This is a genomic window from Arthrobacter sp. SDTb3-6, assembly GCF_013376095.1.
GTDB lineage: Bacteria > Actinomycetota > Actinomycetes > Actinomycetales > Micrococcaceae > Specibacter.
Genome location: NZ_JAAMFN010000024.1, coordinates 19,406 through 45,237, shown reverse-complemented (window position 1 = coordinate 45,237; position 25,832 = coordinate 19,406). Strand labels below are relative to the sequence as shown.

Annotated in this window: 22 protein-coding genes and 1 tRNA gene; 15 read left to right on the top strand and 8 right to left on the bottom strand. The window is 68.5% G+C overall.

All coding sequences use genetic code 11. The features are described from left to right. Positions 1–13: 13 nt before the first annotated feature. Entirely contained in the window at positions 14–655 is a 642-nt protein-coding gene (locus G6035_RS12635) for a GntR family transcriptional regulator (protein ID WP_176617455.1), read from the bottom strand. A 202-nt stretch (positions 656–857) separates the two neighbouring features. On the opposite strand from G6035_RS12635, the gene G6035_RS12630 reads away from it, so the two are divergent. From G6035_RS12630 to G6035_RS12620, 3 genes are all read left to right on the top strand, one after another. Then, the gene (locus G6035_RS12630; RefSeq protein ID WP_176617454.1) at positions 858–2,771 is read left to right on the top strand and encodes a propionyl-CoA synthetase; all 1,914 of its coding nucleotides are present in this window, start codon (positions 858–860) and stop codon (positions 2,769–2,771) included. Positions 2,772–2,907: 136 nt separating this feature from the next. Beyond that, positions 2,908–4,599, top strand: a complete 1,692-nt coding sequence (locus G6035_RS12625) for a class I adenylate-forming enzyme family protein (protein ID WP_176617453.1) — start codon at positions 2,908–2,910, stop codon at positions 4,597–4,599. After that, a complete protein-coding gene (locus G6035_RS12620; protein WP_176617452.1) occupies positions 4,596–5,837 on the top strand; it encodes a beta-ketoacyl-ACP synthase II in 1,242 nt (413 codons plus the stop codon). Before G6035_RS12625 ends, G6035_RS12620 begins: the two co-directional genes overlap by 4 nt. Before the next feature lie 10 nt (positions 5,838–5,847). On the opposite strand, the gene G6035_RS12615 is transcribed toward G6035_RS12620, so the two are convergent. Beyond that, positions 5,848–6,438 (bottom strand): TetR-like C-terminal domain-containing protein, encoded by a 591-nt coding sequence (locus tag G6035_RS12615; protein ID WP_176617451.1) that lies wholly within the window; start codon positions 6,436–6,438, stop codon positions 5,848–5,850. Positions 6,439–6,534: 96 nt separating this feature from the next. On the opposite strand from G6035_RS12615, the gene G6035_RS12610 reads away from it, so the two are divergent. Continuing rightward, on the top strand, positions 6,535–7,803 hold the full coding sequence (locus tag G6035_RS12610; protein ID WP_176617450.1) for an MFS transporter: 1,269 nt from the start codon (positions 6,535–6,537) through the stop codon (positions 7,801–7,803). Here the strand turns inward: G6035_RS12610 and G6035_RS12605 are convergent. After that, positions 7,800–8,510 carry a response regulator gene (locus tag G6035_RS12605; RefSeq protein WP_176617449.1) on the bottom strand — a complete coding sequence of 237 codons (711 nt, stop codon included), beginning with the start codon at positions 8,508–8,510 and terminating at the stop codon, positions 7,800–7,802. The two genes, G6035_RS12610 and G6035_RS12605, sit on opposite strands and share 4 nt — an antisense overlap. After that, on the bottom strand, positions 8,507–10,186 hold the full coding sequence (locus tag G6035_RS12600; RefSeq protein WP_176617448.1) for an ATP-binding protein: 1,680 nt from the start codon (positions 10,184–10,186) through the stop codon (positions 8,507–8,509). The genes G6035_RS12605 and G6035_RS12600 overlap by 4 nt, the downstream gene beginning before the upstream one ends. Before the next feature lie 132 nt (positions 10,187–10,318). On the opposite strand from G6035_RS12600, the gene G6035_RS12595 reads away from it, so the two are divergent. Then, positions 10,319–11,668 (top strand): cation:dicarboxylate symporter family transporter, encoded by a 1,350-nt coding sequence (locus tag G6035_RS12595; protein WP_176617447.1) that lies wholly within the window; start codon positions 10,319–10,321, stop codon positions 11,666–11,668. A gap of 494 nt (positions 11,669–12,162) precedes the next feature. Here G6035_RS12595 and G6035_RS12590 read toward each other — a convergent pair whose 3' ends face one another. After that, on the bottom strand, positions 12,163–13,836 hold the full coding sequence (locus G6035_RS12590) for a DUF6297 family protein (RefSeq protein WP_176617446.1): 1,674 nt from the start codon (positions 13,834–13,836) through the stop codon (positions 12,163–12,165). Between the two features lie 4 nt (positions 13,837–13,840). Further along, entirely contained in the window at positions 13,841–14,575 is a 735-nt protein-coding gene (locus G6035_RS12585) for an ABC transporter ATP-binding protein (RefSeq protein WP_176617445.1), read from the bottom strand. Positions 14,576–14,750: 175 nt separating this feature from the next. On the opposite strand from G6035_RS12585, the gene G6035_RS12580 reads away from it, so the two are divergent. The 9 genes from G6035_RS12580 (at position 14,751) to G6035_RS12540 (ending at position 22,768) form a co-directional block, all read left to right on the top strand. Continuing rightward, positions 14,751–15,632, top strand: a complete 882-nt coding sequence (locus tag G6035_RS12580; protein WP_176617444.1) for an AAA family ATPase — start codon at positions 14,751–14,753, stop codon at positions 15,630–15,632. 43 nt (positions 15,633–15,675) lie between these two features. Next, positions 15,676–16,587, top strand: coding sequence for a ScpA family protein (locus G6035_RS12575; RefSeq protein WP_176617476.1), 912 nt, complete (start codon positions 15,676–15,678; stop codon positions 16,585–16,587). Between the two features lie 11 nt (positions 16,588–16,598). Continuing rightward, the gene (gene scpB, locus G6035_RS12570) at positions 16,599–17,267 is read left to right on the top strand and encodes an SMC-Scp complex subunit ScpB (RefSeq protein WP_176617443.1); all 669 of its coding nucleotides are present in this window, start codon (positions 16,599–16,601) and stop codon (positions 17,265–17,267) included. Between the two features lie 117 nt (positions 17,268–17,384). Next, positions 17,385–18,440: a pseudouridine synthase gene (locus G6035_RS12565; RefSeq protein WP_176617442.1), complete on the top strand. Its 1,056-nt coding sequence runs from the start codon at positions 17,385–17,387 to the stop codon at positions 18,438–18,440. A 7-nt stretch (positions 18,441–18,447) separates the two neighbouring features. Then, positions 18,448–19,554, top strand: coding sequence for a prephenate dehydrogenase (locus G6035_RS12560; protein WP_176617441.1), 1,107 nt, complete (start codon positions 18,448–18,450; stop codon positions 19,552–19,554). A gap of 5 nt (positions 19,555–19,559) precedes the next feature. Continuing rightward, on the top strand, positions 19,560–20,288 hold the full coding sequence (gene cmk, locus G6035_RS12555) for a (d)CMP kinase (protein ID WP_176617475.1): 729 nt from the start codon (positions 19,560–19,562) through the stop codon (positions 20,286–20,288). Positions 20,289–20,371: 83 nt separating this feature from the next. Further along, on the top strand, positions 20,372–21,019 hold the full coding sequence (locus tag G6035_RS12550) for a lysophospholipid acyltransferase family protein (protein WP_256883414.1): 648 nt from the start codon (positions 20,372–20,374) through the stop codon (positions 21,017–21,019). After that, complete coding sequence (gene der, locus G6035_RS12545; RefSeq protein WP_176617439.1) at positions 21,016–22,572, top strand: ribosome biogenesis GTPase Der; 1,557 nt, start codon at positions 21,016–21,018, stop codon at positions 22,570–22,572. Before G6035_RS12550 ends, der begins: the two co-directional genes overlap by 4 nt. 119 nt (positions 22,573–22,691) lie before the next feature. Further along, positions 22,692–22,768: transfer RNA gene (locus G6035_RS12540), tRNA-Pro, on the top strand. 58 nt (positions 22,769–22,826) lie between these two features. On the opposite strand, the gene G6035_RS12535 is transcribed toward G6035_RS12540, so the two are convergent. After that, positions 22,827–24,623, bottom strand: coding sequence for an acyl-CoA dehydrogenase (locus G6035_RS12535; protein ID WP_176617438.1), 1,797 nt, complete (start codon positions 24,621–24,623; stop codon positions 22,827–22,829). 133 nt (positions 24,624–24,756) lie between these two features. On the opposite strand from G6035_RS12535, the gene G6035_RS12530 reads away from it, so the two are divergent. Beyond that, complete coding sequence (locus G6035_RS12530) at positions 24,757–24,915, top strand: hypothetical protein (protein WP_176617437.1); 159 nt, start codon at positions 24,757–24,759, stop codon at positions 24,913–24,915. A 26-nt stretch (positions 24,916–24,941) separates the two neighbouring features. Here G6035_RS12530 and G6035_RS12525 read toward each other — a convergent pair whose 3' ends face one another. After that, positions 24,942–25,742 carry an SDR family oxidoreductase gene (locus G6035_RS12525; RefSeq protein ID WP_218063177.1) on the bottom strand — a complete coding sequence of 267 codons (801 nt, stop codon included), beginning with the start codon at positions 25,740–25,742 and terminating at the stop codon, positions 24,942–24,944. Positions 25,743–25,832 lie beyond the last annotated feature (90 nt).

Here is a 25,832-nt window from a genome sequence, read left to right as displayed (position 1 = left end):
GCAGGTAACGGGGTCAGGGGGTTGCGCCGCCCTCCAACAGGTGGCGGAGGCTGTTGTCGAGGTGGACCGTCGTGGCCGCACTGGCCACGGTGGCGTTGCCGTTGGCGATCGCCCGGGCGATGTCGGCATGTTCCCTGGCGGCGTCGCGCAGGCGTGCGGGGTTGTCCTTGGACAGCCTGCGCACACGCACCAGGTGCACGCGCAGGCTTTTCAGGGCCTGCGCCAGGTAGTGGTTTCCGGCAGCCGTGTCGATGGCGGCGTCGAGGTCGCCGGCCAGCCGGTAGTAGTCATGGCGCGTCGGGTCCGCCTCGGTGATGAGCCGGCCGGCGTCGCCGAGCAAGCGGTGCAGCTCCAGGAACACCTCGGGGTCCCGGTTTCGCGCTGCCAGTTCAGCGGCCCGGCACTCCAGGGCGGAGCGCAGTTCAAACAGTTCCTCCACACGGTCCAGCGAGATGCCGCTGACCACCGTGCCGCGGCCGCTTTGCGGCTCGGCCAGGCCCTCGGCGGTCAGCCGTGCCAGGGCCTCCCGGACCGGGGTGCGGGAGACGCCCAGGCGTTCGGACAGCTCCACCTCGGCCAGCACTGTGCCGGGCGGCAGCTTCCAGCTCACAATGTCGCTGCGCAAGGTGGCATATGCCTTCTCGCCTGCCCGCATGAGCTGCTCCGTCCCACCGTTGTCCAGATCCGCCGGCTGCCTGCCGTCGCTTTCATCAGTGTATACATAGCGGCATGGATTGGGTAGTGATTGCCGGAATATTCTAAAAAATTCCTCAACTGTGTATACAAAAACCCTTGCGTCCGTCCGTCCGCACCCGTTAGCATGACAAGCATCACATCAGTCTGGATGGAGGACCCCCATGTCCCGGAATGGCCGTAAATACACCGAGGAATACCGCCGCAGCCTCGTGGACCCGGAAGGGTTTTGGCTGGACGCCGCGCAGGCCGTGGACTGGTCGGTGCCGCCGGCGCAGGCCTACAGCGGCTCCGATGCCCCGATCAGCCGCTGGTTCCCGGACGGCGAGCTGAACACCTGCTACAACGCACTGGACCGCCACGTGGACGCAGGACGCGGGGACCAGCCGGCGCTCATCCACGATTCCGCCATGCAGGGGAAAACCACCAGCTACACGTACAGCGAACTGACGGCCGCCGTGGCGGCGTTCGCCGGCGTGCTCCGCAGCCAGGGCGTGGGCAAGGGGGACCGGGTGGTCATCTACCTGCCCATGATCCCCGAGGCCGCGATCGCCATGCTGGCCACCGCCCGCCTCGGCGCCGTGCACTCGGTGGTGTTTGGCGGCTTTGCAGCCAATGAGCTGGCCGTGCGCATCAAGGACGCCGCACCGAAGGTGGTGGTGACCACCTCGGGCGGGCTGGAACCGAACCGCCATGTTGAATACCTGCCCACCGTCCACGAGGCCCTGGCCACGGCCGGCGCACCGGAGCTGCCGGTCATCGTCAAGCACCGCGACGGCTTTGCCACGGACCCGGCCGCCCTGGCCTGGAACCACGTGGACTGGGACGCGGCGCTCGCCGGGGCCCAACCGGCGGAACCGGTGGCGGTCAAGTCCACGGACCCGCTGTACGTGTTGTACACCTCCGGGACCACGGGGACGCCCAAGGGGGTGGTCCGGGACAACGGGGGGCACGCCGTCGCACTGTTGTGGACCATGGCGAACCTCTACGACATCCAAGCCGGCGACGTGTGGTGGACGGCCTCGGACGTCGGCTGGGTGGTCGGCCACTCCTATATCGTGTACGGGCCGCTGCTCGCCGGCGCCACGACCCTCATGTACGAGGGCAAGCCCGTGGGCACCCCCGACGCCGGGGCGTTTTGGCGCGTCATCGACCAGCACAAGGTGAAGGCGCTGTTCACCGCGCCCACCGCGCTGCGCGCCATCCGCAAGATGGACCCGGAGGCGGAACTGCTGAAGAACTACGACCTCGGCAGCCTCCAAACGCTGTTCACCGCCGGGGAACGCCTGGACACCGACACCTTCCACTGGGCGTCGAAGGTGCTCGCGGTGCCCGTGGTGGACCACTGGTGGCAGACCGAAACCGGCTGGGGCATTGTGGGCAACCCGCGCGGACTCGAGCCGCTGCCCATCAAGGCGGGATCGCCCACGCTGCCGATGCCCGGCTACGACCTGCGCATCGTGGACGGCATGGGGGAGCCCGTGGCCGCGGGGGAGGAAGGGAACATTGTGCTGTCGCTGCCCCTGCCGCCGGGCACCCTCACCACCCTGTGGGGCGACGACCAGCGCTACGTTGACTCCTACCTCAGCGCCTTTGCCGGCTGCTACGCCACAGGCGACTCCGGCTACGTCGACGAAGACGGCTACGTGTTTGTCATGGGCCGCACCGACGACGTCATCAACGTCGCCGGCCACCGGCTCTCCACCGGCGCCATCGAACAGGTGGTGGGCAAGCACCCGGCCGTGGCCGAATGTGCCGTGATCGGCGTGGCGGACACACTCAAGGGCCAGAAGGCCGTGGGGTATGTGGTGCTCAAGAGCGGGGTGGCGATCGAAGCGGACGTGCTGCAGAAGGAACTCGTGGCCCTGGTCCGCAAGGAGATCGGGCCGGTGGCCGACTTCAAGAACGCCACCATCGTCGATGCACTGCCCAAGACCCGCTCCGGGAAGATCCTGCGCAAGACCATGCGCCAGATCGCCGACGGCGACGACTACACGGTGCCGTCCACCATTGAGGACAGGTCGGTGATCGAAAACCTCGTGCCGATCCTGCGTGGCGCGGACCATCCGGTCCATTGAGACGGGCCCCGTGTGGCAAGTTTGACGTAGCCCGGTGCGGGAGTAGGGTGCAATCAAGGGCGCCCCGGCCGGTGGGATCGGCGGGCGCCATAGCAATGCCCGCCGCGCGCGACGGGCCCGGCGAAGGGGACCTTCCATGGCGTACGACGCAAGCCGTTTCAAGGACTACTTTGAGCACGAGTTCACCTACGACGCCGGCTTCCGCCGCAACGTGGGCCGCTTCGGCCGGCAGGTGGCCATCGTGGACCCCGCCGCCGGCCGTGAGTGGACGTACGCCGAGCTGGACGCCGCCGTTGACAAGGTGTCCGCCGTGCTGTTGGAACTCGGCGTCAAGGCGGGGGACCGCGTGGCCTACCAGCTCTACAACGGTGTCGAGTTCGCCTTCCTTTACCTGGCCACCCAACGCATCGGGGCCGTCGGCGTCCCCATGAATTTCCGCCTGGCAGCAGGGGAAACCGCCATCATCCTGGCCGACAGCACGCCGGCCGTGTTCATCTTCGACGACGCCGTGGCAGTGGATGCGCTCGCGGCCGTCAAGACGTCCGGCTCCGCCGCCGCCCTGCTCACCGTCGCGGGCGGGGGGAACGGGGCCGGGGCCGCCTCCGGGGTGCGCACCCTGGCCGAGGCAATGGCTGCGGCGCCGGACGGGCCGCAGCGGCGCACGGGGCAGCCCTCGAGCTATGGGGAGACCACCCGGCTGTACACCTCAGGGACCACCGGACGGCCCAAGGGCGTGTCGCTGCCCTCCATTGTTGAGGTGATGAGCGCCCATGACGTCATCATGCACTTCCCGCTCACCCCGCACGACAGGACGCTGAACATGACGCCCTGGTTCCACCGCGGCGGCCTGTACTCCGGGGGGCCGAACCCGCTGTTCTACGTGGGCGGCTCCGTGGTCCCGATGCGCACCTTTGACCCCGCGGCCGCCCTCGACTGGGTGGAGAAGTACGGGATCACCTTCCTGGTCGGCGCCCCCGTCACGGCGGGCATGCTGGCCGATGAGCAGGAGCGCAGGCCGCGTGACCTGTCCGGGCTGCGTGGCATCGTGACGATGGGCGCCCCGCTGGAACGGGCGGCCGTGCTGCGGTACCAGAAACTGCTCACTCCCCGCATCTTCAACGGCTACGGCACCACCGAGGCCTTTTGGAACACCTTCCTGCGCCCCGAGGACCTGCCGGAGCATGCCGGCACGGCCGGGCGGGCATGCACCGACGACGACGTCGCCATCGTCAAGGTCTTCCCCGACCGGCGCGCGGAACCGGAGGAACTGGCCGCCCGGGACAACACCGAGCAGGGCGAGATCATCATGCGCACGCCCAAGTCCGGGTTCAGCTACGCCAACCTGCCCCAGGTCAACGAGGAAAAGTTCGTGCACAACTGGCTGTATTCCGGCGACCTGGGCACCTGGGACGAGGACGGGTTCATCACGATTGTGGGGCGCAAGGACGACATGATCATCTCCGGCGGCGAAAACATCCATCCCGTCCAGGTCGAGGAAGTCCTCAACTCCCACCCGGGCGTGCACGACAGCGTCGTGGTGGGCCTGCCGGACGGGCGCTGGGGCCAGCGGGTGGTGGCCTATGTGATCCCCCAGGACGCCGGCCTCACCGCCGACGAACTCGAACGCCACTGCCTGGCCAGCCCGGAGCTCTCCAACTTCAAGCGCCCCCGCGCCTACGCGTTCGTCACGGAAGTGCCACAGACCGCGACGGGCAAAAAGATCCACTACCAATTGGCACGGCAGGCCGAGGCCGACGCCGCGGCGGGGCTGTTCCAGAAGCCCGCCAAAGCCGCCGGGCAGGGTGCGGGAAGCGGTGAAGGCCAGTGACGGAGGCAAGCGGGCGCGTCGTCATCACCGGCATCGGCGCCATCACCCCGCTCGGCAACACGGCGCCGCTGACCTGGGAAGCACTGCTGGCCGGCAAGAGCGGCGTGGACACCATCACCGCGTTCGACGCCAATGGGTTCAGCACCACCATCGCCGCGGAGGTCAAGGGCTTCGACCCGGCCGGCCTGCTGCCGGTCAAGCGGCTCAACCGGTCCTCGCGCTGCACGCAGCTGGCCATCGCCGCAGCCCGCGAGGCGATGTCCGATGCCGGGCTGGGGACCACGCTGGAAGGCGTCGAGGCCGCCGTCGTCATCAACAGCGCCGTGTCCGGCTTCCCGGAGATCGAGGAGGCCGTGCACGTGCTGGACGGTCGCGGGGCCCGGTACGTCAGCCCCAGCTTTGTGGCCTCTTCGCTGACCAACATGGCCGCCTGCGAGGTGGCGATCGACCTGGGCGTGCACGGCTGGGTCAACGCCAGTGCCCTGGCCTGCGCCAGCGGCACCCACGCGCTGCTGGAGGCCCGGCGGCTGCTGCTGGACGGCGACGCGGACGTGGTGGTGGCCGGCGGCGCCGATGCCGCAATCACGCCCGTCATGTTTGGCGGGCTCACCGCCATGCGCGGGCTCTCCACCAGCAACGACAACCCGCAGGAGGCCTCCCGCCCGTTCGACGCCGGCCGCAACGGCTTTGTGTTTGGCGAAGGCGCCGTCGTGTTCACGCTGGAACGGCTCTCCGACGCCCGGGCACGCGGTGCCCGCGCCTACGCCGAGGTCTCCGGCGGGGCCATGACGGCCGACGCCTTCCACATCGTTGCCCCCGAACCGGCAGGCACCTATGCGGCCAAGGCCATTGCGAAGGCGCTGGCGAAGGCGCGGCTGGACCCGTCCGACGTCGAACTCGTCTGCGCCCACGGCACCTCGACGAAGGCCAACGACAAAACCGAAACCGCCGCCATCCACCAGGCCTTTGGCAGCCATGCCGCGGCACTCGCCGTCACGGCGCCCAAGTCCATGACCGGCCACCTCATCGGGGCCGCCGGTGCCCTGGGCGCGCTGGTGTGCGTGCGGGCCATCGCCGGGTCGGTCGTGCCGCCCACCATCAACTACACCGACCCGGACCCGGAATGCGACCTGGACTATGTGCCCAACGAGGCACGCGGCATGGCCGTGCGGCACGCCGTGACCAACGCATTCGGCTTCGGCGGGCAAAACTGCGTGGTGGCCTTCTCCGCCGTGTGACCGGCAGCGTTCAGTTGCCCCGTGCTGCCTGCCCGGACCAACCGGCTGCGTTCCGGGCAAAGAGCCGGTCCGCCAGGCGCCGGGCCACTCCGGCAGGGGGCACCGCGGGCTCGAACAGGATCCGGTAAATGATCGGGGCGAGCAGCAGGTCCACGATGTCCTCGATGTCGGGCACGGTCTCGCCACGGCGCCGGCCGCGCTGGAGCATCATCTCGATCCGTTCGCGTGCATACTCTCCGCCGCGCCATGCACTGGTGCATTCGGGGCCGCCGGAAACCATGTCGCGCAGGAAGGCCCGTCCCGTGGGCGTGGCCGACTCCTCAATGTACTGCTCCGCCCAGGCAGTGAGGTCGCCGTGGACGGAACCGGTGTCCGGGGGGCCCTCCGGCCGCAGCCGCGCCACGGCGACATCGGCGAGCAACTGGTTCAGGTCCCCCCACCGCCGGTAGACGGTCGAGGGTGCCACGCCTGCCAATGCCGCCACCCTGGGCACGCTGATGTCTTGACGGTCCGTTCGGGACTGGAGGGACCTGACGGCATCGTGCACGGCCTGCTGGACACGGGCCGCACGGCCATTCGGGCGGGGATCGGAAGTGGGCACGGCTTTATCATAACGCAATTTATTTGCGATTTTCCGGCACCGGGTCTAGCCTGTGTTTCGCAAAGATTTCGCGTTTTTCCTCCCCGTAAGGTTCACATGACTCCCGTCCCCGCGGCATTGCGCCGCTCCGTCCTTTCGCACCGCGCCGCATTCTGGGTGCAGGCTTCAGTGCTGGTGGTGTTGATGGCCGCATCCAGCGCACCGAGCCCCCTGTACCCGGTTTACCAGGCGCAGTGGGGGTTTCCGCCGGTGGTGCTGACAGTCATTTTTGCCGCGTATGTGCTGGCCTTGCTCGGCGCGCTGCTCACCGTGGGTGCACTGTCGGACCATCTGGGACGTCGACCGGTCCTGCTCGCGGCCCTGTGCCTGGAGATCATTTCGATGCTGGTGTTCATGCTTGCCGGCAGCCAGGTGGACCTGATTGCGGCCCGGCTGTTGCAGGGCCTGGCCACCGGCACGGCGATGGGTGCCCTCGGCGCCTACCTCATTGAACTCGAAACGGCCGTCCGCCCGGGTCTGGGAACGGTGCTGAACGGTGCGGGCCCCACGCTCGGCCTGGCCGTCGGCGCCGTGGCCGCCAGCCTGGTTGTCGCCTCGGCCCCCGGGTCGGTGCACCTGATCTTCGTGGTCCTGCTGGCACTGCTCGTGCTGCAGCTGGCCGGGACGGCGCTCGGCCCGGAAACCGTCACCCGCATCCCCGGGGCCCTCGCCTCACTCCGGCCCCGCGTCCACTTCCCCCGGGCCACGCGGCGCACGGCACTCTGGGTGCTGCCCGGCGCGGTGGCCACCTGGGCCCTGGGCGGGCTCATCCTTGCCCTCGGTCCGAGCCTGGTCCGGTCGATGGCCGGACCGGATGCCGTGGTGCTCACCGGCCTCATCATCGCGGCGCTGACCGGAACCGGCTGCCTCGCCAGCCTGCTGCTGGGTAATGCCCGCTCCCATCAAGTGCTCGCCCTCGGCATGGCTGCCCTGTTCGTTGGCCTGGCCGCCAGCATACCGGCGCTCATCCTGCATTCGGCCGGGGCGTACTTCGCCGCCATCGTGGTCGCCGGTGCCGGCTTTGGCGCCGGCTTCCTCGGCGTGCTGCGCATCCTCATGCCCTTGGTTGCCGCGCATGAGCGGGCCGGGCTGCTGTCGGCCATCTATGTGGCCAGCTACCTGGCCAACAGCGTGCCCGCCGTCGCAGCCGGAGCCGTGGCCGGCAGGGCCGGCCTGACGCCGACCGCGGTCGGCTACACCGGCGCCGTCATGGCCCTGGCCCTGTTCGTGCTCCTCTGCCTGCTTGTGCGGTCCCGAACGTCTGCACGCCGCATCCAGGATCGCGGCGTGGTGGGCGCCGGCACGGCTGCGGCCCGGAGCCGTTAGCCCAAAGCGCGGGGGTGGAGCCAGCGGTATTCAAGTTCCGGCCTGCCGGGGGAGCCGTGGCGCGGCGCCTTTGCGGCGGAGCCGGTCTCCACGAGGTGGTCAAGGTAGCGCCGGGCCGTGACGCGGGACATCGCCAGTCCCGCGGCCGCCTCCGTGGCGGACGCCGCCACATCCTGCTCCCGCAGCCAGTCGGCCACGGCCCGGAGCGTCTCCGGCAGCATCCCCTTGGGCAGCAGCAGCTTCCCGCTGGGCCGCAAGGCGGACAGCGCACTGTCGATGGCATCCTGGCTGGTGTGCGAGCGGTCCGCCAGCGCGTAATGGTAGCCCCGGTAGCTTTCCAGCTTTTCCCGGAACGCGGCGAAGGTGAACGGCTTGATCAGGTACGCCGTGATGCCCAGCGCGATGGCGGAGCGTACCACCTGGATTTCCTGCACGGCCGTAATGGCCACCACGTCGGGCACCAGGCCCAGCCCGTGGATGCGCCGCAGCAGGTCCAGGCCGTGCCCGTCGGTCAGGTTCATGTCCAGCAGCACCAGCTGGATGGCGGGCGTGGCCGGGTCGTTGAGCACGGCCAGCGCCGCGCCCATCCCGCCGGCCGTCGCGGCCACCTCGAAACCGTCCAGGCGCCGCACATAGTCGGCGTGCGCTGCCAGGGCAATGGGCTCGTCGTCCACCACCAGCACCCGGATGGGCAGGGGTCCGCTCATGTGTTGTCCTCTGTTCCTGTGGTGGGTGCCGCACGGGCGGCTGCGAGGGGCACGACGACGGTCATGACCGCGCCGGCGTCGTTTTCGGCCGTGATGGTGCCTCCCAGGGCGGCGGTGGCGCGGCGGATCAGGGCAATCCCGTAGCCGCGCCCTCCCGGTGCCACCGATGCCTTGCCGGTGGTGCCGATCCGGCCCAGGACATCCAGGTCGGTGGTGGGCAGCCCCGGGCCGTTGTCCGCGACGGTGATGGTGAGCGTGCCGTCGGCCACCAGCAAGTCGGCCCACACCATGGGGTTGGGCGAATGCCCGGCCGCCGCGTCGATGGCATTGTCCACCAGGTTGCCCAGCAGGGTCACCAGTTCCCTGGCGTCCAGCAGGCCCGGCGGCAGGGTGCCGGAGCCGCTCAGTTCCAGTTCCACCCCGCGCTCATCCGCCTGCGCGCCTTTTCCCACGAGCAGTGCCGCCAGGAACGGCTCGTCGAGGGTGCCCACAAACTCCCCGCCCAGCCGGACCGTGTCGGCAAGGTCGGCGGTGGCAAAGTCCAGGGCTTCGCGGGCGCGGTCCAGCTCGATCAGGGACGTGATGGCATGGAGCCGGTTGGCGTGTTCGTGGGTTTGGGAGCGCAGGGCCTCCACCAGTGTCTGGGTGCTGCTCAGGCTTCCGGCCAGGGTGGTCAGTTCGGTGTGGTCCCGGAGGGTGGCCACCGTGCCGGCGCTGGCCCCGGCTGCGCTGCTGCCCGGGGCCAGGGCGGGGCGCTGGCTCACCACCAGCAGGCGGTTACCGGCGAGGTGGACCTCGTCGGTGGCGGTGCGGCCGCTGCGCAACAGCTCCCGGAGGGACTCCGGGAGGGCCAGCGAGTCCAGCGCAGGGGCGCCCGCCGCCGCATTGGCCGAAAGGCTCCGCGCGGGCCGGCCGGACGGGGCGTCCATGCCCAGGAGCAGTGCCGCGTGGTCGTTGTAGAGGACAATTTCCCCGCGCGTGTCCACCAGGACCAGTCCCTCGCGCACGGAGTGGAGCACTGATTCATAGTAGGCAAACAACTGTGCCAGCTCCTCCGGGCCCCAGCCCAGCGTCACGCGCTTGAGATACCTGCCCAGCAGCCACGCCGCCAGCGAGCCGGCCAGCAGCATCGCCGCAGCCAGCCCCAGCACCGAAGGAAGCTTGGCCGCGACGAGGACCTGGACGTTGCTGACGGTCACCCCTGCAGCCACCATGCCCCGCACCGTGCCGGCGGAATCCTTGATGGGAACAATCACGCGCACGGAGGGGCCAAGGGTTCCCGCCGTCGTCTCAAAATACGTATGGCCTGCCTGTGCCTGGGCGATGGAGCCCACATAGGGCTTGCCGATCTCGGCCGGGTTGGGGTGGGTCCAGCGGATGCCGTCCGGGTCCATGATGGTAATAAAGTCAACGTTTGCGTCGTGCATCACGGACAAGGCGTAGGGCTGCAGGACGGCCGTCGGATGGGGCGTTTTCGCGGCCTGCAGGACCAGGGGCGAATCGGCCAGCGCCGTCGCCACGGACAGCATGCGCTGGCGGGTCTGGTCGTAGGTGCGGGAGCCGGCGTCGACCACCATGACGGTGGCCACGCCCGCGGTCACCACCAGCACAAAGAGCAGGTTGGCGGTGAACAGCCGCCGGGCCAGGCTCCAGCCACGCCAAAACCGCAAAAACATCCGGATGACCCTTTCATGCGACCAATATGAACGCAACCGTGAGATAAGTCACGCCTGCGGGCACTCTTATGTGAGACGGATCGCACGCCGCACCTTTTCAATATTAACCACCGAAGACCACAAGGAATGACAATGAGCTCTCAACGAGGGGGGACAGCCGCCATGGCCAAGCCCGCACGTCGCAAAATGGACAAGACCCACTGGCTTTACGTTGCCGTGATCGCAGCGGTGGTGCTGGGTGCCGCGATAGGGCTGATGGCCCCCGAGGTCGGCAAGTCGCTCAAGCCGCTCGGCACCATGTTCATCGCCCTGATCAAGATGATCATCGCCCCCATCATCTTCTGCACCATCGTGCTGGGCGTGGGATCCATCGCCAAGGCCGCAACGGTCGGCAAGGTGGGCGGCCTGGCGCTGGTCTACTTCATGGTGATGTCCACCGTGGCGCTCGCGATCGGCCTGGTGGTGGGCAACATCGTCCACCCCGGCGCCGGCCTGCACCTGCAGCCCTACAAGTCGGCTGCCGCTTCCGGTGACAGCGAAACCGTGAAATTCCTGCTGGACATGATCCCCGGCGACATCCCCGTGCTCCCCACCCTGGTGCTGGCCCTGCTGGTCGGTTTCGCGCTCCAGTCCATGGGCAAGGCCGGCGAGCCTGTGCTCAACGCCGTGAAGAACATCCAAAAAGTGGTCTTCAAGCTGATGATGATGATCATGTGGGTCGCCCCGGTAGGCGCCTTCGGTGCCATCGCCGCCGTCGTCGGTGCCACCGGCTGGGCCGCCATCGGTTCCATGGCCATCCTCATGGGCGCATTTTACCTGACCTGCGCCCTGTTCATCGTGGTCATCCTCGGCTCCATCCTGCGTGTGGTCACGGGCCTGAACATCTTCGCCCTGATGCGCTACCTGGCCCGCGAATACCTGCTGATCTTCGCCACCTCCTCCTCAGAATCCGCGCTGCCGCGCCTCATTGCCAAGATGGAACACGTGGGCGTCTCCAAGCCCGTGGTGGGCATCACCGTCCCCACCGGCTACTCCTTCAACCTTGACGGCACCGCCATCTACCTGACCATGAGCTCCATCTTCATCTCCACCGCCATGGGCATGCCGATGAACCTTGGCGAGCAGATCGGCCTGCTGGTCTTCATGGTGATCGCCTCCAAGGGCGCCGCCGGTGTCACCGGCGCCGGCCTGGCCACCCTCGCCGCCGGGCTTCAGGCCCACAAGCCGATCCTGCTCGACGGCATGGGCGTGATCGTGGGCATCGACAAGTTCATGTCCGAGTGCCGCGCGCTGACCAACTTCACCGGCAATGCCGTGGCCGCGCTGCTGGTGGGCAAGTGGACCCGCGAGCTGGACATCGACCAGGCCCGGGCAGTGCTGTCAGGCCGCCGCCCCTTCGACGAGCTGTCCCTCGAAGCCGACGGCCACGCAGTGGAAGCCGACGCCCCCCTCGAGGACGAGCGGGTACCTGCCGGAGTGTAGCTTCTGCACAAGAGCGGGCGGCCTCCCTTTTCGAAGGGCGGCCGCCCGCTCTTTGTTTTCAGGGGAAGCACGACGCCGGGACCCCGGCCCGCGCCCCTCCCACCCTGCGCCGGACTGGCGGGCGGGCTTGGCGCATAAGCTGGGGCCGCTTTTCTTGTGCGCCGGACCCGCCACGGGTTTGGCGCCGGTGGACGAGCTGCGCCAAACCCGGCCCGGGTCCGGCGCATAAGGGAAGCCGAGGAACCTTCTGCGCAAAACTCCCTGCCGAATTCGGCGCATAAAGTCGGGTGCGTGAAATCCCGGCTGCTCCCACCGTCGCCGGACATTCTGCGCCGGACTGGCGGGCGGGTTTGGCGCATAAGCTGGGGCCGCTTTTCTTGTGCGCCGGACCCGCCACGGGTTTGGCGCCGGTGGACGAGCTGCGCCAAACCCGGCCCGGGTCCGGCGCATAAGGGAAGCGGGCATGGACGCTTATGCGCGCAGTCCGGGCCGCGCTACTTTTGGACGGGCACCGGCGGCATGCCGAACAGGCCGCCGGACTTTGCCGACTTTGGCTTGCGCACGTGCGTGCCCCACGCATACGCGATCAGGGTCAACCCCAGCTGGGCGGGGAAGGCGATGGGGGGCACGCCGCCGGAAATCAGGCAGATCAGCACCGGCAGCAGTGAAATCAGTGTCAGGTCCGGGCCCACCAGGAAGGCCCGCACGGCGCCGGTCGGGATGGGGCCGGATGCTGTGGCCACGGCCGGCATGTTCCAGTCGGGTGCGGGGCGGAACGCTGCGCGCAAGGTCGCCCCGCCCAGCCCGGGGCCGGCCAGGATGGCCAGCACCAGCAGGGCCGGGGAACCGACACCCAGGGCGAGCAGAAGGCCGAAGCACATCGCGGCCCACACCGTCATGCCGACGGCCGGCCAGACATAGTGCACCCTGCGGACAATCTTGGCCGGCAGCGGCATGAGCATGTCCACGGCCGGGTTGCCGTTGGCGAAACGTGCCGTGGCGCCCAGTGACGTGGCGGCAAAGTGGGCGCAGAAATACAGCACCACGGCAATCAACACGGCATTGCCCAGGTACTGCACCGCTGCCAGGCTGGCCGGAATGGCAGCGAGCACCAATACCCGCAATAGCGACAAGGGGGAGCGCAGGGCCATGGTGGCATGCGTGCTGAGCAGGGTCTTGACGCTGCGTGAAAACACCGTGCCGCCGTGGAAGACCAGGGGCAGCCGTATCTTGGCATTGCCTGACGACCGCCCGCCGCCCAGCGAGCGGGAGAGCTCGGAGGCGTCCATGGACATGAGGGAACCGGCCACATAGGCACCCGCAGCCGCACCCTCCTTTAGCTTCGCCGTGGTGATCCGCTCCAGGTTCCAGTACACGCCGGCCAGCAGCAGCAGGGCAAACAACACCATGACCAGCGGCCAAAGGGCGCCGTTGGCAACCAGCAGCGGCCAGCTGGTGGGCAGGTATTCCAACCACGCGGTCTGCGCCCCGGTAATGGCGCCCGTTCCGGCCGTGTTGTTGTACAGCGCCGTGCCCACGAGGGTCAGCGGTGCCACCAGGGTCACCACCCCGGTCAGCACCTTCAGCCAGCCGCCGGTGTTGGTGATCTGGCACCACGCGGCCAGCCCGTAAAGCAGCCAGCCCAGCCCGATGCCGCACAGCACGGCGAGGGCTATCCGGCCCGGTGTGGGAGCCGACGCCATGCCGAGGGCCACCGGGATGACAACCACCACGGCTGCCGCAGCGGGCCAGATCAGCGACTTGAGGAAGCCGGGCTGGATGAAGCCCCGGCGCCTGACCGGCAGCCCCAGCCACCACGCCGTCTGAGGCAGGGTCATGGTGATGGGGCCGACCGTCATCTCCACGGCAAGCAGCGCCGCGGCGAGGGTGATCATCACGGTGGCGCTGGCCTGGAGGAGAGTGACCGAGTGGAAGCCGGGGGCCACCACGGTGGCGGCGAGGGCGGACTCGTGGCCCACGCCCAGGCTGTTGCGCAGGCCCACGATGATGGCACCGGCCATGGTGAGCAGGGTCAGCCCGCCCAGCACGAAGGTGTACGCCTCGGAGACCAGCTCCATGACGCCGCCCTCGGTGCGGCTCAGTCCCGCCCGGAAGGTGTACTGCCGAATTTCCCTGGCATTGAAGCGGTCGCTGGTTTCCATGGTCATGTGGCTAGTCAACGTGCGGGTTTTCGGAGGAGATGGCCACGGCCGCCTGGGCCGGGGTCATTGAGTGGATGGAATCGGCGATGAAGAGCGCCTTGGTGGCCACGGTGGAGAGGAAGTCGGGGTCGTGGGTCACCACCAGGAGGGCCAGCCCGGCGTCGACCTCGGCGCGGAGGCGTTCGGCGAGCCGGTGCCGCATGCCGGTGTCCAGGCGCTGTTCGGGCTCGTCGAGCACCAGCAGCGAACGCGGCCGCACGAAAGCGGATGCCAGAAGCATGCGGCGGCGCTGGCCGGAAGAGAGGTTGTAGGGACGGGACTTGGCCAGCTGGCCCAGCCCGAAGAAGTCCAGTTCGGAGGCAATGACTTCCTCGACGTCGTGCACGCCGTGCCCGGCCGAGACAATGGCCAGGTGTTCCTCAACCGTGAGGGCGGGGAAGAAGGCGTCGTCGTCGAACACCACGGCCACCTCGCGCCGGAAGTCCAGGGTCCTGTCGTCCACCTCGTCCCCGTTGATCAAGGCGGTGCCGGAGACGGCCTCGAGCTGGCCCACCACGGTTTTCACCACGGTGGACTTGCCGGCGCCGTTGGGCCCCACCAGGGCCAGGGCCTGCCCGGCGTGGAGGCTGAAGCTGACCACGCCGCACACCGCCTTGGTGCCGTAGCCGGCCTGCAGCTTTTCGGCGCGGACCACGTCCTTGCGGCGTTCGGAACTTTTCGGGGAAGGTTTCTTAGGGTTGCTCATCAATCCGAAGTATAGGCTGGCCACCCGACCACACCCTCAACATTCAGGCTCAAGTTGAGAGTCAAGGCTCAAAGTTGAAAGCGGGCAAATGTCCAAAACATGCCACACCCACCCGGTAACGTAGGGGATGGCAGCGGTAAAAAATCAACACAGCGGCGAAAGTGTGGACTGACAGGTGAGCAACGAGCAGGGTGCAACGGCACTCGCGGGCGAAGACGTTTTGGGACCGACCGGACGGCCCCTGACCGAATTTCCGGAGCCCCCCGTCCTCACGTCCCACGGCCCTGCCCGCGTCATCGCGATGGTGAACCAAAAGGGCGGGGTGGGCAAGACGACGTCGACCATCAACCTCGGCGCCGCGCTGGCCGAGTCCGGGCGCAGGGTGCTGCTGGTGGACTTCGACCCGCAGGGCGCGCTGTCCGCCGGGCTGGGCACCAACCCGCACGAGCTGGACATCACCGTCTACAACGTGCTGATGGACCGCAAGGTGGACATCCGCGAGGCCATCCTGCACACCGACATCGAGAACATCGACATCCTGCCGGCCAACATCGACCTTTCCGCGGCGGAAGTCCAGCTCGTCAACGAGGTGGCCCGCGAGCAGGTCCTGGCCAGTGCGCTGCGCAAGGTCGAGGACGACTACGACGTGGTCCTGATCGATTGCCAGCCGTCCCTGGGCCTGCTGACCGTCAACGCCCTCACCGCGGCGCACGGCGTCATCATCCCGCTCATCTGCGAATTTTTTGCCCTGCGTGCCGTGGCCCTGCTGGTGGAAACCATCGACAAGGTCACCGACCGCCTGAACCCCCGCCTGCAGGTGGACGGCGTGCTGGCCACCATGTACGACGCGCGGACCCTCCACGGCCGCGAGGTGCTGGCACGGCTGGTGGAGGCATTTGGCGACAAGGTGTTTGAGACCGTCATCAAGCGCACCATCAAGTTTGCCGACGCGTCCGTGGCGGCCGAGCCCATCACGTCGTTTGCGAGCAACCACCAGGGCGCCGACTCCTACCGCCGCCTGGCCAAAGAGCTGATCGCCCGTGGCGGCGCACCCTAAACTGGACGCCGCACCGCCGCACGGCCCTTCCGCGCAGGATCCGATTCCTGAAGCCGCTCCGGGCAAGGCGCGCTTTGAGGTCCGGTTGGAGAACTTCACCGGCCCCTTCGACCTGCTCCTGGGCCTCATTTCCAAACATGAACTGGACATCACGGACGTGGCCATCGCCACGGTCACGGACGAGTTCATCGCCTACCTGAAGGCCCTGCAGGAACCCGGCGGGGAATGGGCCCTGGATGAGGCCAGCGAGTTCCTGGTCCTTGCCGCCACCTTGCTTGACCTCAAGGCCGCCCGGCTGCTGCCCGCCGGCGAGGTGGAAAACGACGACGACCTGGCCCTCTTGGAGGCACGCGACCTGTTGTTTGCCAGGCTCCTGCAATACAAGGCGTTCAAGGAAGTGGCGTTCCTGCTCGGTGACGAACTGGAGCGCGAGGCGCGGCGGTATCCGCGGATGGCGGGCCTGGAACCGCACTTTGCCGCGCTCCTGCCGGAACTGGTGTGGCGCCACACCCCGAAACAATTCGCCGAATTGGCGGCCCGGGCCATGGAGCCGAAGCAGGCAGCGCCCACGGAAGTGGGCCTGGCCCACCTGCACATTGCCCCCGTCAGCGTCCGGGAACAGGCCATGATCGTCACCTCCCTGCTGACCGCCGGCATGCCGGACCCTGCCGATCCCGCCGCCGAAGGGTGGACGGGGCGGCCGCTGTCCTTCCGTGCCCTGAGCGCCGGCGCGGAGAACAACATGGTGGTGATTGCCCGCTTCCTGGCCCTGCTGGAACTCTTCCGCGACGCCGTCATTTCCTTTGACCAGGCCAGCCCGCTGGGGGAGCTGCTGGTGCACTGGAGCGCGGGCGCCCGCCACGCCGGGCCCACGGCCAGCGACTTTGACGACGACGGCGAACCCGGCCGGTCCGACGCCTTCCTTCCCCTTGACCACGCCCAGCCGACAGCATGAAAGGCCGCACCATGAGCTTGGAAGACCTGCCGCCGGATCCTGCCCCCGACGGCGGCCCCGACGGCGGCCCCGGGAGCGCCCCCGGCCACGCGGGCGTCGAGGACAGCCCCGGCGGGGTCCGGGCGGCGCTCGAGGCAGTGCTGATGGTGGTGGACGAGCCCGTCCCGGAGGAGCAGCTGGCCGCCGTCGTGGGCCTGCCGACGGCCAGGGTGCGTGAGCTGTTGCACGAACTGGCCCGCGAGTACGACGGCTATACTAGGGACGGTGGCACCTTGCCGGTGCGCGGCTTTGAACTGCGGCAGCTTGCCGGGGGATGGCGTGTTTATTCACGGGCCGCATATTCCGGGATCGTGTCACAGTTTGTTGTGGACGGCCAAACGGCCCGGCTCACGCAGGCGGCCTTGGAGACCTTGGCGGTGATTGCCTACCGCCAGCCGGTCTCGCGGGCCCGTGTTTCGGCCATCCGTGGCGTGAACGTGGATTCCGTGGTGAGGACGCTCGCGCAACGCGGCCTGATTAAGGAAGTGGGCACCGACCCGGTGTCAGGGGCATTCCTGTACCGCACCACAGCGTACTTTTTGGAACGGTTGGGGATTGGGAGCGTGGATGATTTGCCGCACATTGCACAACACCTGCCTGGCCTGGAAAACCTTCATGACTTTGATGACGCCAGCCTTTAGCCCCGCCCCTTCCGCCCAAGGACCCGCAAGGGACCTGCCCCGTCATGCACCGACCCTGGTCCGTCCAGGGACACCCCCGTACAGCTACGCAACCACAGCAGCATTAAGGACACACCAATGACACCGTCGCCCCGTTCCGGGAGCTCGTCCGGGCAGAACCAGCCGCGAGGCGGCAACCCCCGTTCCGGCGGACCGCGCTCCGGCGCCCCGAAGCCGGGGGGCAAGTTCGGCGGCCCGAAGGGCGGAACCACCGCCGGCGCCAACAAGTTCGGCGCGCGGGCCGCGGCCCGTTCCGGATCCGGCACCCGCAAGCCGTCTCAGCCGGGCGCCCGCCCCTTCAAGAATGACCAGTACGGGCGCAACCTGGGACCGGTCAAGAACCGTCCCACCGAGCAGAACCGCCGCCCGGAGCGCACCACGGACGACGTGGACATCCACAACGCCGACGGCGTGCGCCTGCAAAAGGTCATGGCCATGGCCGGGGTGGCCTCGCGCCGCCTCTGCGAGGACATGATCCTCGAAGGCCGCGTCCAGGTCGACGGCGTGACGGTCACCCAGCTGGGCCTGCGCGTGGACCCGGAGGCGGTGGAAATTGCCGTGGACGGCATGACCATCCAGACGGATGAGTCCCTCATTTACATGGTGTTCAACAAGCCCAAGGGCGTTGTCTCCACCATGGACGACCCCGAGGGCCGCCCCTGCATCAGCGACTTCCTGAAGAAGCGCCAGACCCGCGAGCGGCTCTTCCACGTTGGGCGGCTGGACACCAACACCGAGGGCCTGCTGCTGTTGACCAACGACGGCGAGCTCGCCAACCGTCTCAGCCACCCCAAGTACGGGGTGCAGAAAACCTACCTCGTCCAGGTCCGCGGGCCCATGGCGCACGGCGTCGGCGCCCAGCTCAAGGATGGCGTGGAGCTGGAGGACGGCTGGGCCAAGGTTGATTCCTTCCGCCTGGTGGATTCCACCCCGGGCCACGTGCTGGCCGAGGTGGTGCTGCACTCCGGCAAGAACCGGATCGTGCGGCGCATGTTTGAGGCCGTGGGCTACCCGGTGGAACGCCTGGTCCGGGTCAAGTTCGGCCCCATCGCCCTGGGCGACCAGCGCCAGGGCAGCATCCGCATCCTGGGCCGGCACGAGGTGGGCCACCTGCTGGCAGAAGTGGGGATGTAGGCGACGGATGAATCCTACGCACTTGACGGGTCCCGTCCTGGTCCTGGGCACCGGCCTGCTCGGCGCCAGCATTGGGCTGGGCCTGCGCGCCCACGGCATCGACGTGGTCCTCTCCGATCCTTCGCCGTCGGCCCAGGCCGTCGCCGTGGACATCGGTGCCGGCCGCGCCTTTGACGCGGCTGAGGACCTGGACCCCCAATTGGTGGTCGTGGCGGCGCCGCCGGACGTCACCGCAGCCGTGGTGGCCGGTGCCCTGCAAAGGTACGCCTCCGCCGTCGTGGTGGACATTGCCAGCGTCAAGGTGGCCGTGGCGACGGAACTGGCCGAGATCCTGGGCCCCGGTGGCCAGGGCATGCTGGCCCGCTATGTGGGCACGCACCCCATGGCCGGACGGGAGAAGTCCGGGCCGGTGGCTGCGCTCGGGGAACTTTTCAACTCCATGCCGTGGGTGCTGTGCGCGTCCGAGGCCAGTTCAAAGCATGCGGTGAAGGTGGCCCATTCCCTGGCGATCGACCTCAACGCCGTGGTGTTCCGCTTCACTCCTGACGAGCATGACGCCGCCGTGGCCCTGGTCAGCCACCTGCCGCAGCTCATGAGCTCACTCGTGGCCAGCCGGCTGCAGGAGATTCCGCAGCATGCGCTGTCGCTGGCAGGCAACGGCCTGCGCGACGTGACCCGGATCGCCGCCAGCGACCCGGCCCTGTGGGTGCAGATCCTCGGGGCCAACGCGCCGAAGCTGCTGGACATCATGCAGGGCGTGCGCGCGGACCTGGACCGGCTGATCAACACGCTCAGCGCGCCCACCGCACCGGGTGCACGCCTGGACCTGGCCCAGCTGATGGCCGAGGGCAACGCGGGGCAGAGGCGCATTCCGGGCAAGCACGGCGGGCCTGCCCAGCAGTACACCTGGCTGACGGTGCTGGTCGATGACAAGCCGGGACAGATTGCCCGGCTGCTGACGGAGATCGGCCACATCGGCGTCAACGTCGAGGACCTGCGCATGGACCACTCGGCCGGCCTGCAGGTGGGCATGGTGGAGATTTCGGTGCTGCCATCCAAGCGTGCAAGCCTGGTGGAGGACCTGACGGAACGTGGATGGAAGGTAATTTTGTGACCGACATGTATGTGACATTTCCGCAGCCGGCGGCCCCGGAGCGGCTGCGCCTGGGCAAGCCGCTGGTGGTGGCCGTCGACGGGCCGTCCGGCTCGGGGAAGTCAAGCGTCAGCAAGGCCGTGGCGCGGCGCCTGGGACTGGCGTTCCTGGACACGGGCGCCATGTACCGGGCCGTGACCTGGCACTGCCTCAACGGCCGCATCAACCTGGAAAACGCGGCCGCCGTGGAAGCGGCGGCGCGGACGCTGAAGATCGAGCAAAGCCTCACCCCGGATGGCGGGTTTGTCAGGGTCAACGGCATTGACGTCACTGCACCCATCCGTGAACCCGCCATCTCGAAGGCCGTCAGCGCCGTCGCCACCAACCTCGGGGCGCGCCGCGAACTGGTGCGCCGCCAGCAGGAAATCATTGCCCAATGCGGCCACCGGATCGTGGTGGAAGGCCGTGACATCACCACCGTGGTGGCCCCCAACGCCGAGGCCCGGCTCATCCTCACCGCCAGCGAGGAGGCGCGGCTGCGGCGCCGCGGGATCCAGCTGGGCGGGACGCAGTCGCAGGCCCAGCTGCGCGAACAGGTGGTGGGCCGTGATGCCAAGGATGCCACCGTGGTCGACTTCCAGCGGGCGGCCGACGGCGTCTACACCGTGGACTCGTCCGAGCTGGACTTTGCCGAGACCGTGGACGCCGTGATCAACGTGGTGCGGCGCTCGGTTAACGAGGGCCCTGCTGCATGAAGGCAGTGAAGTCGGACGGGGGGCGGCCGCCGCTTGTTCTGGACGCGGCCCCTCCGCGGTGGAAAACGTGGTGGAGCCGGCCCGTGGGCAGGGTGCTGGACCACGCGGTGTACCGCACCACCGTGGCCGGGCGTGAAAACATCCCCGCGGATGGCCCGGTCATCTTTGCCGCCAACCACCTGAGCTTTTTGGACGGGCCGGTCATGGTGGGCGCCGCCAGCCGGTACATGCACGTCATCGTCGCCCAGGAGATGTTCAAGGGCTTCCTGGGCTGGGTCCTGGCCGCCTCCGGGCAGATTCCCGTGGACCGGGCGGGGGACCGCCGGGCCCTGCAGCTTGCCAAGGAGGTGCTGGACCGGGGCGACTGCGTCGGCATCCTGCCTGAAGGCACGCGGGGGACCGGGGACGCCGCCCACGTCAACGGCGGGGTGGCCTGGCTGGCGCTGAACTCGGGCGCCGCCGTGGTGCCCGTCGCCATCCTTGGCACCCGGGCCGGGCACGAACCACGCAACTTCATTCCCCGGCCGCGGCGCCATCTGCACGTGGTGTTCGGGGAGCCGCTGACGGTTGAGCGGGAGCCGGGTTTTTCCGGCCGTGTTTCAATGGACAGGGCAACCGAAAGAATCCAACAGCGGCTGGCCGGGCACATACAGGCCGCATTGGCCGCCACGGGGCAGGGTTTGCCTGCGGCCGGCCATTCAACTTCCAAGCACAAAGGACAGCAACCATGAGCGACCCCACGTCTGCCACGCACCCCGGCCAGGGTGAGCTTGGCCACCCGGACTACGTTCCCACGGGTGCCGACCATGTTGCCGAGCGGCTGGCGGAAATCTCCGACGAAGACGCCGAGGCGCGTGCCGCCGGGCTGCTGGCCGGCCTGGCCAGCTACGAACTCGACGACGACGACGCCGCCCTGCTGGCCGGCGGGTTCGACGACGGCACCTCCGAGGATGCCTTGCGCCAGGACCCCGTCCTGGCCATCGTGGGACGGCCGAACGTGGGCAAGTCCACGCTCGTCAACCGCATCCTGGGCCGGCGCGAGGCCGTCGTGGAGGACACCCCCGGGGTGACGCGCGACCGGGTCCAGTACTCGGCCAACTGGAACGGGCGCAACTTCACCATCGTGGACACCGGCGGCTGGGAGCACGCCGCCCGCGGCATTGACCAGCGAGTGGCCGAACAGGCCGAGGTCGCCGTGGAAATGGCCGATGCCGTGCTGCTCGTGGTGGACGCGATTGTGGGCATCACCGCCTCCGACGAGGCCATCGTGCGCATGCTGCGCAAGTCGAAGAAGCCCGTGATCCTCGCGGGCAACAAGATTGACGACCTCGTCCAGGAGGCCGACGCCGCCATGCTGTGGGGCCTGGGCCTGGGCGAGCCGCACCCGGTCTCCGCAGTCCACGGCCGCGGTGTGGCCGACATGCTGGACGCGGTCATGGACGTGCTGCCGGAGTTCTCCGCAGTGGCCGGGGTGGAGCGCACGGGCGGCCCGCGCCGCATTGCGTTGATCGGCCGGCCCAACGTGGGCAAGTCGTCGCTGCTGAACAAGCTGGCCGGCTCGGACCGGGTCGTGGTGGACAACGTGGCCGGCACGACCCGCGACCCTGTGGACGAACTCATCGAGCTGGGCGGGCGCACCTGGCGCTTTGTGGACACGGCCGGCATCCGCCGCCGCCAGCACATGGCCCAGGGCGCTGACTTCTACGCGTCGCTGCGCACCCAGACCGCGCTGGAAAAGGCCGAGGTCGCGGTGGTGCTGCTGGCAGTCGACGAGGTCCTCAGCGAACAGGACGTGCGCATCCTCCAGCTGGCCATCGAGTCCGGCCGGGCCCTCGTGCTGGCGTTCAACAAGTGGGACCTGCTGGACGACGAGCGCCGCAGGTACCTGGAACGGGAAATCGAGCAGGACCTGGCACACGTTGACTGGGCGCCGCGGGTGAACATCTCCGCCAAGACCGGCTGGCACAAGGACAAGCTGGTGCCGGCACTGGACCTGGCCCTGGAGAACTGGGACCGCCGCATCCCCACCGGGCGCCTCAATGCCTTCCTGGGCGAGCTGGTCTCCGAACACCCGCACCCCGTGCGCGGCGGCAAGCAGCCGCGCATCCTCTTCGGCACGCAGGCCTCCAGCCGCCCGCCGAAGTTCGTGCTGTTCACCACCGGCTTCCTGGATCCCGGCTACCGCCGCTTCATCACCCGCCGCCTGCGCGAGACGTTTGGCTTTGAAGGGACGCCCCTTGAGGTCAGCATGCGCGTGCGGGAAAAGCGCAGCCGGAAAAAGTAGCCCCCGAGGCGCAGTTTGAGACCCCTGTCACAGCAGGAATGGTCGGTCCGGCTGTTTTTATGGGGTAAGCTTTTTCAGGTGGTTCGGCCACGGGAGATGCCTCCCGAACGCTGGACTTTCGGGCTGTAGCGCAGCTTGGTAGCGCACCTGACTGGGGGTCAGGGGGTCGCAGGTTCAAATCCTGTCAGCCCGACCAAACGACCGGGGCGGTGTCCATATGGACACCGCCCCGGTCGTTTAAGTACTACGGGCCGCTAGCTGCGCGCCCGCCGAGTTGCCCCGGCCAGCTGGTCGGCGTCCAGGGCGAACAGGTCCCGGGTGCCGGCGGTGGCGGCACCGAGCAGGCTGGCGCATTGCGGCAGCAGCTGCTCGGCGTGGAAGCGGGCCAGCACCAGCTGGGCCTGCGCCAGTGCCGGGTCGCCCGTGGCCGGTGCCGCCAGTGCGGCACGTGCCAGCATCCACGCCGAGGTGCACAGCCCCCACATGCGCAGGTAGGGCGTCGAGCCGGCGAGTGCGGCGTCCGGGCCGGCCGGGCCGTTGGCCAGCATCCACCGGGTGGCTTCCTCGAGGGCGTCGAACTGCCGGCTCAGTTCCTTGCGGATGGACTCAAAGTCTGCGCCGGCGTCAGCCAGCCCGGTTTCGATGCCGCGCATGGAAGCCAGGAACTCCAGCATCGACGCACCGCCGCGCACACCCAGCTTCCGGCCGACGAGGTCCGCGGCCTGGATCCCGTTGGTGCCCTCGTAAATGGCCGCGATGCGCACGTCGCGCACGTGCTGGGCCGCGCCGGTCTCTTCAATAAAGCCCATGCCGCCGTGGACCTGCAGCGCCAGGGACGTCAGCTCGTTGCCCAGGTCGGTGCCGAACGACTTGCAGATGGGCGTGAGGATGCCAACGATCTCCTCGGCACGCGCCCGCGCGGCGGGGTCGGGATCGCTGCTGCTGCGGTCAACGTAGGTGGCGTCAAGCAGGATCAGGTACCGCAGGGCGGCAATCTGGGCGCGCTGGGTCATGAGCATCCGGCGCACATCGGGGAACTCAATGATCGCCGAGCTGGTTCCCGTGGCGCCGGTGGCGAGTCCCTGGCGGCGTTCCTGCGCATAGGCCAGCGACTGCTGGTAGGCGCGTTCGGCCACGGCCAGCCCTTGCACGCCGACGCCCAGCCGGGCACTGTTCATCATGACGAACATGATGCGCATGCCCTGGTTCTCCCCGCCAATGAGGTGGCCGGTGGCGCCTTCGTAGGAGAGTACGCAGGTGGGGGAGGCATGGATGCCCATCTTGTGTTCGAGTGAGACCGTCTCGACGGCGTTGCGCCGGCCCAGCGAGCCGTCGTCATTGACCAGGTATTTGGGCACCATGAAGCAGGAGATGCCGCGCGTGCCGGCGGGGGCGCCGGGCGTGCGGGCCAGCACGAGGTGGACAATCTGTTCGGCCATGTCGTGGTCGCCGTAGGTGATGAAGATCTTTTGTCCGGTAATGGAGTAGCTGCCGTCCTCCTGCTTGACGGCCCGCGTGGTCAGCGCCCCGACGTCGGAACCGGCCTGGGGTTCGGTCAGGTTCATCGTGCCGGTCCACTCGCCGGTCACCATCTTGGGCAGAAAGCGGTCCTTGAGCACGTCGTCGCCGTAGTGCAGCAGCGCTTCGATGGCGCCCTGGGTGAGCAGCGGGCACAGCGAGAATGCCATGTTGGCACTGGTCATGAGCTCCTGGACCACCACGCCCACCGTGCGGGGGAATCCGCCGCCGCCATACTCCTCCGGCAGCGGCACGGTGCCCCACCCGGCCTCGACATACTGGTGGTAGACCTCCTTGAAGCCGTCGGGTGTCACCACCGTGCCGTCCGGTTGGAGGCGGGACCCCTGGACGTCGCCCCGACGGTTGGTGGGTGCCACGGCCGCGGCCATGAAGTCACCGCACTGCTCAAGAAGTTCGACGGCAGTGGTGAGGTCCGCGTGGTCAAACCCGGGCATTTTGGCGATCTCCGGGTATCCGACAACGTGCTCCAGTGCGAAGGCGATGTCGGCAAGGGGAGGCTGGTATTCGTTCATGTTCGCCAGCGTACCCGGGGCGGTGGCGTTGCAACAGCTTTTTGTTACTGGTCGGTAATGTTTTCTGGATCACACCGTGCGGCGCGCCCGCGAGGTCATGGGAAAAAGCCGCCCATGGGTGTAGTTTGGCGCAATGGTTGGAATACTCATCACCCTCCTTGTCATCTGGGTTGTCCTCTCGATCCTGGGGTTTGTCATCAAGGGCCTGCTCTGGCTGGCCGTGATCGCCGTCATCCTGTTCGTGGCCACGGGCGTCATCGGCTGGGTCCGGCGCAATGCCCTGAATAAATAGCGCCCCGGCCCCGGCGCTGCCCGGCTTCAGCTTCCCGCGGCGGAGGCCAGCAGCCCTTCCCAGGTCTGCACGCCGACGGCGTGGGCCGGGGTGAGGTTTGCCCCTGCCCGGATGGCAGCGGCCGCCCCGCCGGGCATGCGCAGCGGGATGAAGAGCCGGCGCCGGTGGGTGGCGGCGAGGTAGCTGCGGACCAGCTCGCTGCTGAGGTAGGCCGTGGGCCCGCCCATTTCCTCCACCAGCCCGGCCGGTTCGCCGAGGGCGAGCTCCACCAGCCGCGCCGCCACCTCATCGACGGCGATCGGCTGGAACCGTGAGCCCGTGGGGGCCGGGACCAGGGGTGACTTGGCCAGCTGCCGGGCCACGGCCAGCATCGACTCCTGGAACTGGGTGGCACGCAGGATCGAATACGGGATGCCGGAACTTTCCAGGACCCGCTCGGCGGCACGCTTGGCCGCGAAGTAGCCAAAAGCCATGCGGTCGAGCCGGCCGATCACGGGGACGCGATCCGCGCCCACGACGGAAATGTAGACCAGGTGTCCGACGCCGGCCCGGTGTGCCGCGGCAACGAGCGTGCGCGTCATGGCCTCGTCGCCCTTGGCGCTTCCGGCGCAGTGGACCACCGTCCCCACCCCGGACACCGCGGCGTCGATCCCGGCACCGGTGGTGAGGTCGCCCTGCACCTGCCCGACGCCGTCGTTTGCGGCCCGCCGGTGCGTCAGCACGCGGACGGTGGGGCCGGCTCCCAGCAGCCGGGCGACCACCTGCGTGCCGAGCCGCCCCGTGCCGCCGGTGACCAAAATTGGCAATGACAAAATTGGCAATGACATGGCACTTCCTCCTTGCGTCCGCCCTGCTGCGGGCACCGCGGTTAGTGTCCACCAATCTTAGGTTAGTATTTACTAACAGGGAAGGGGCTG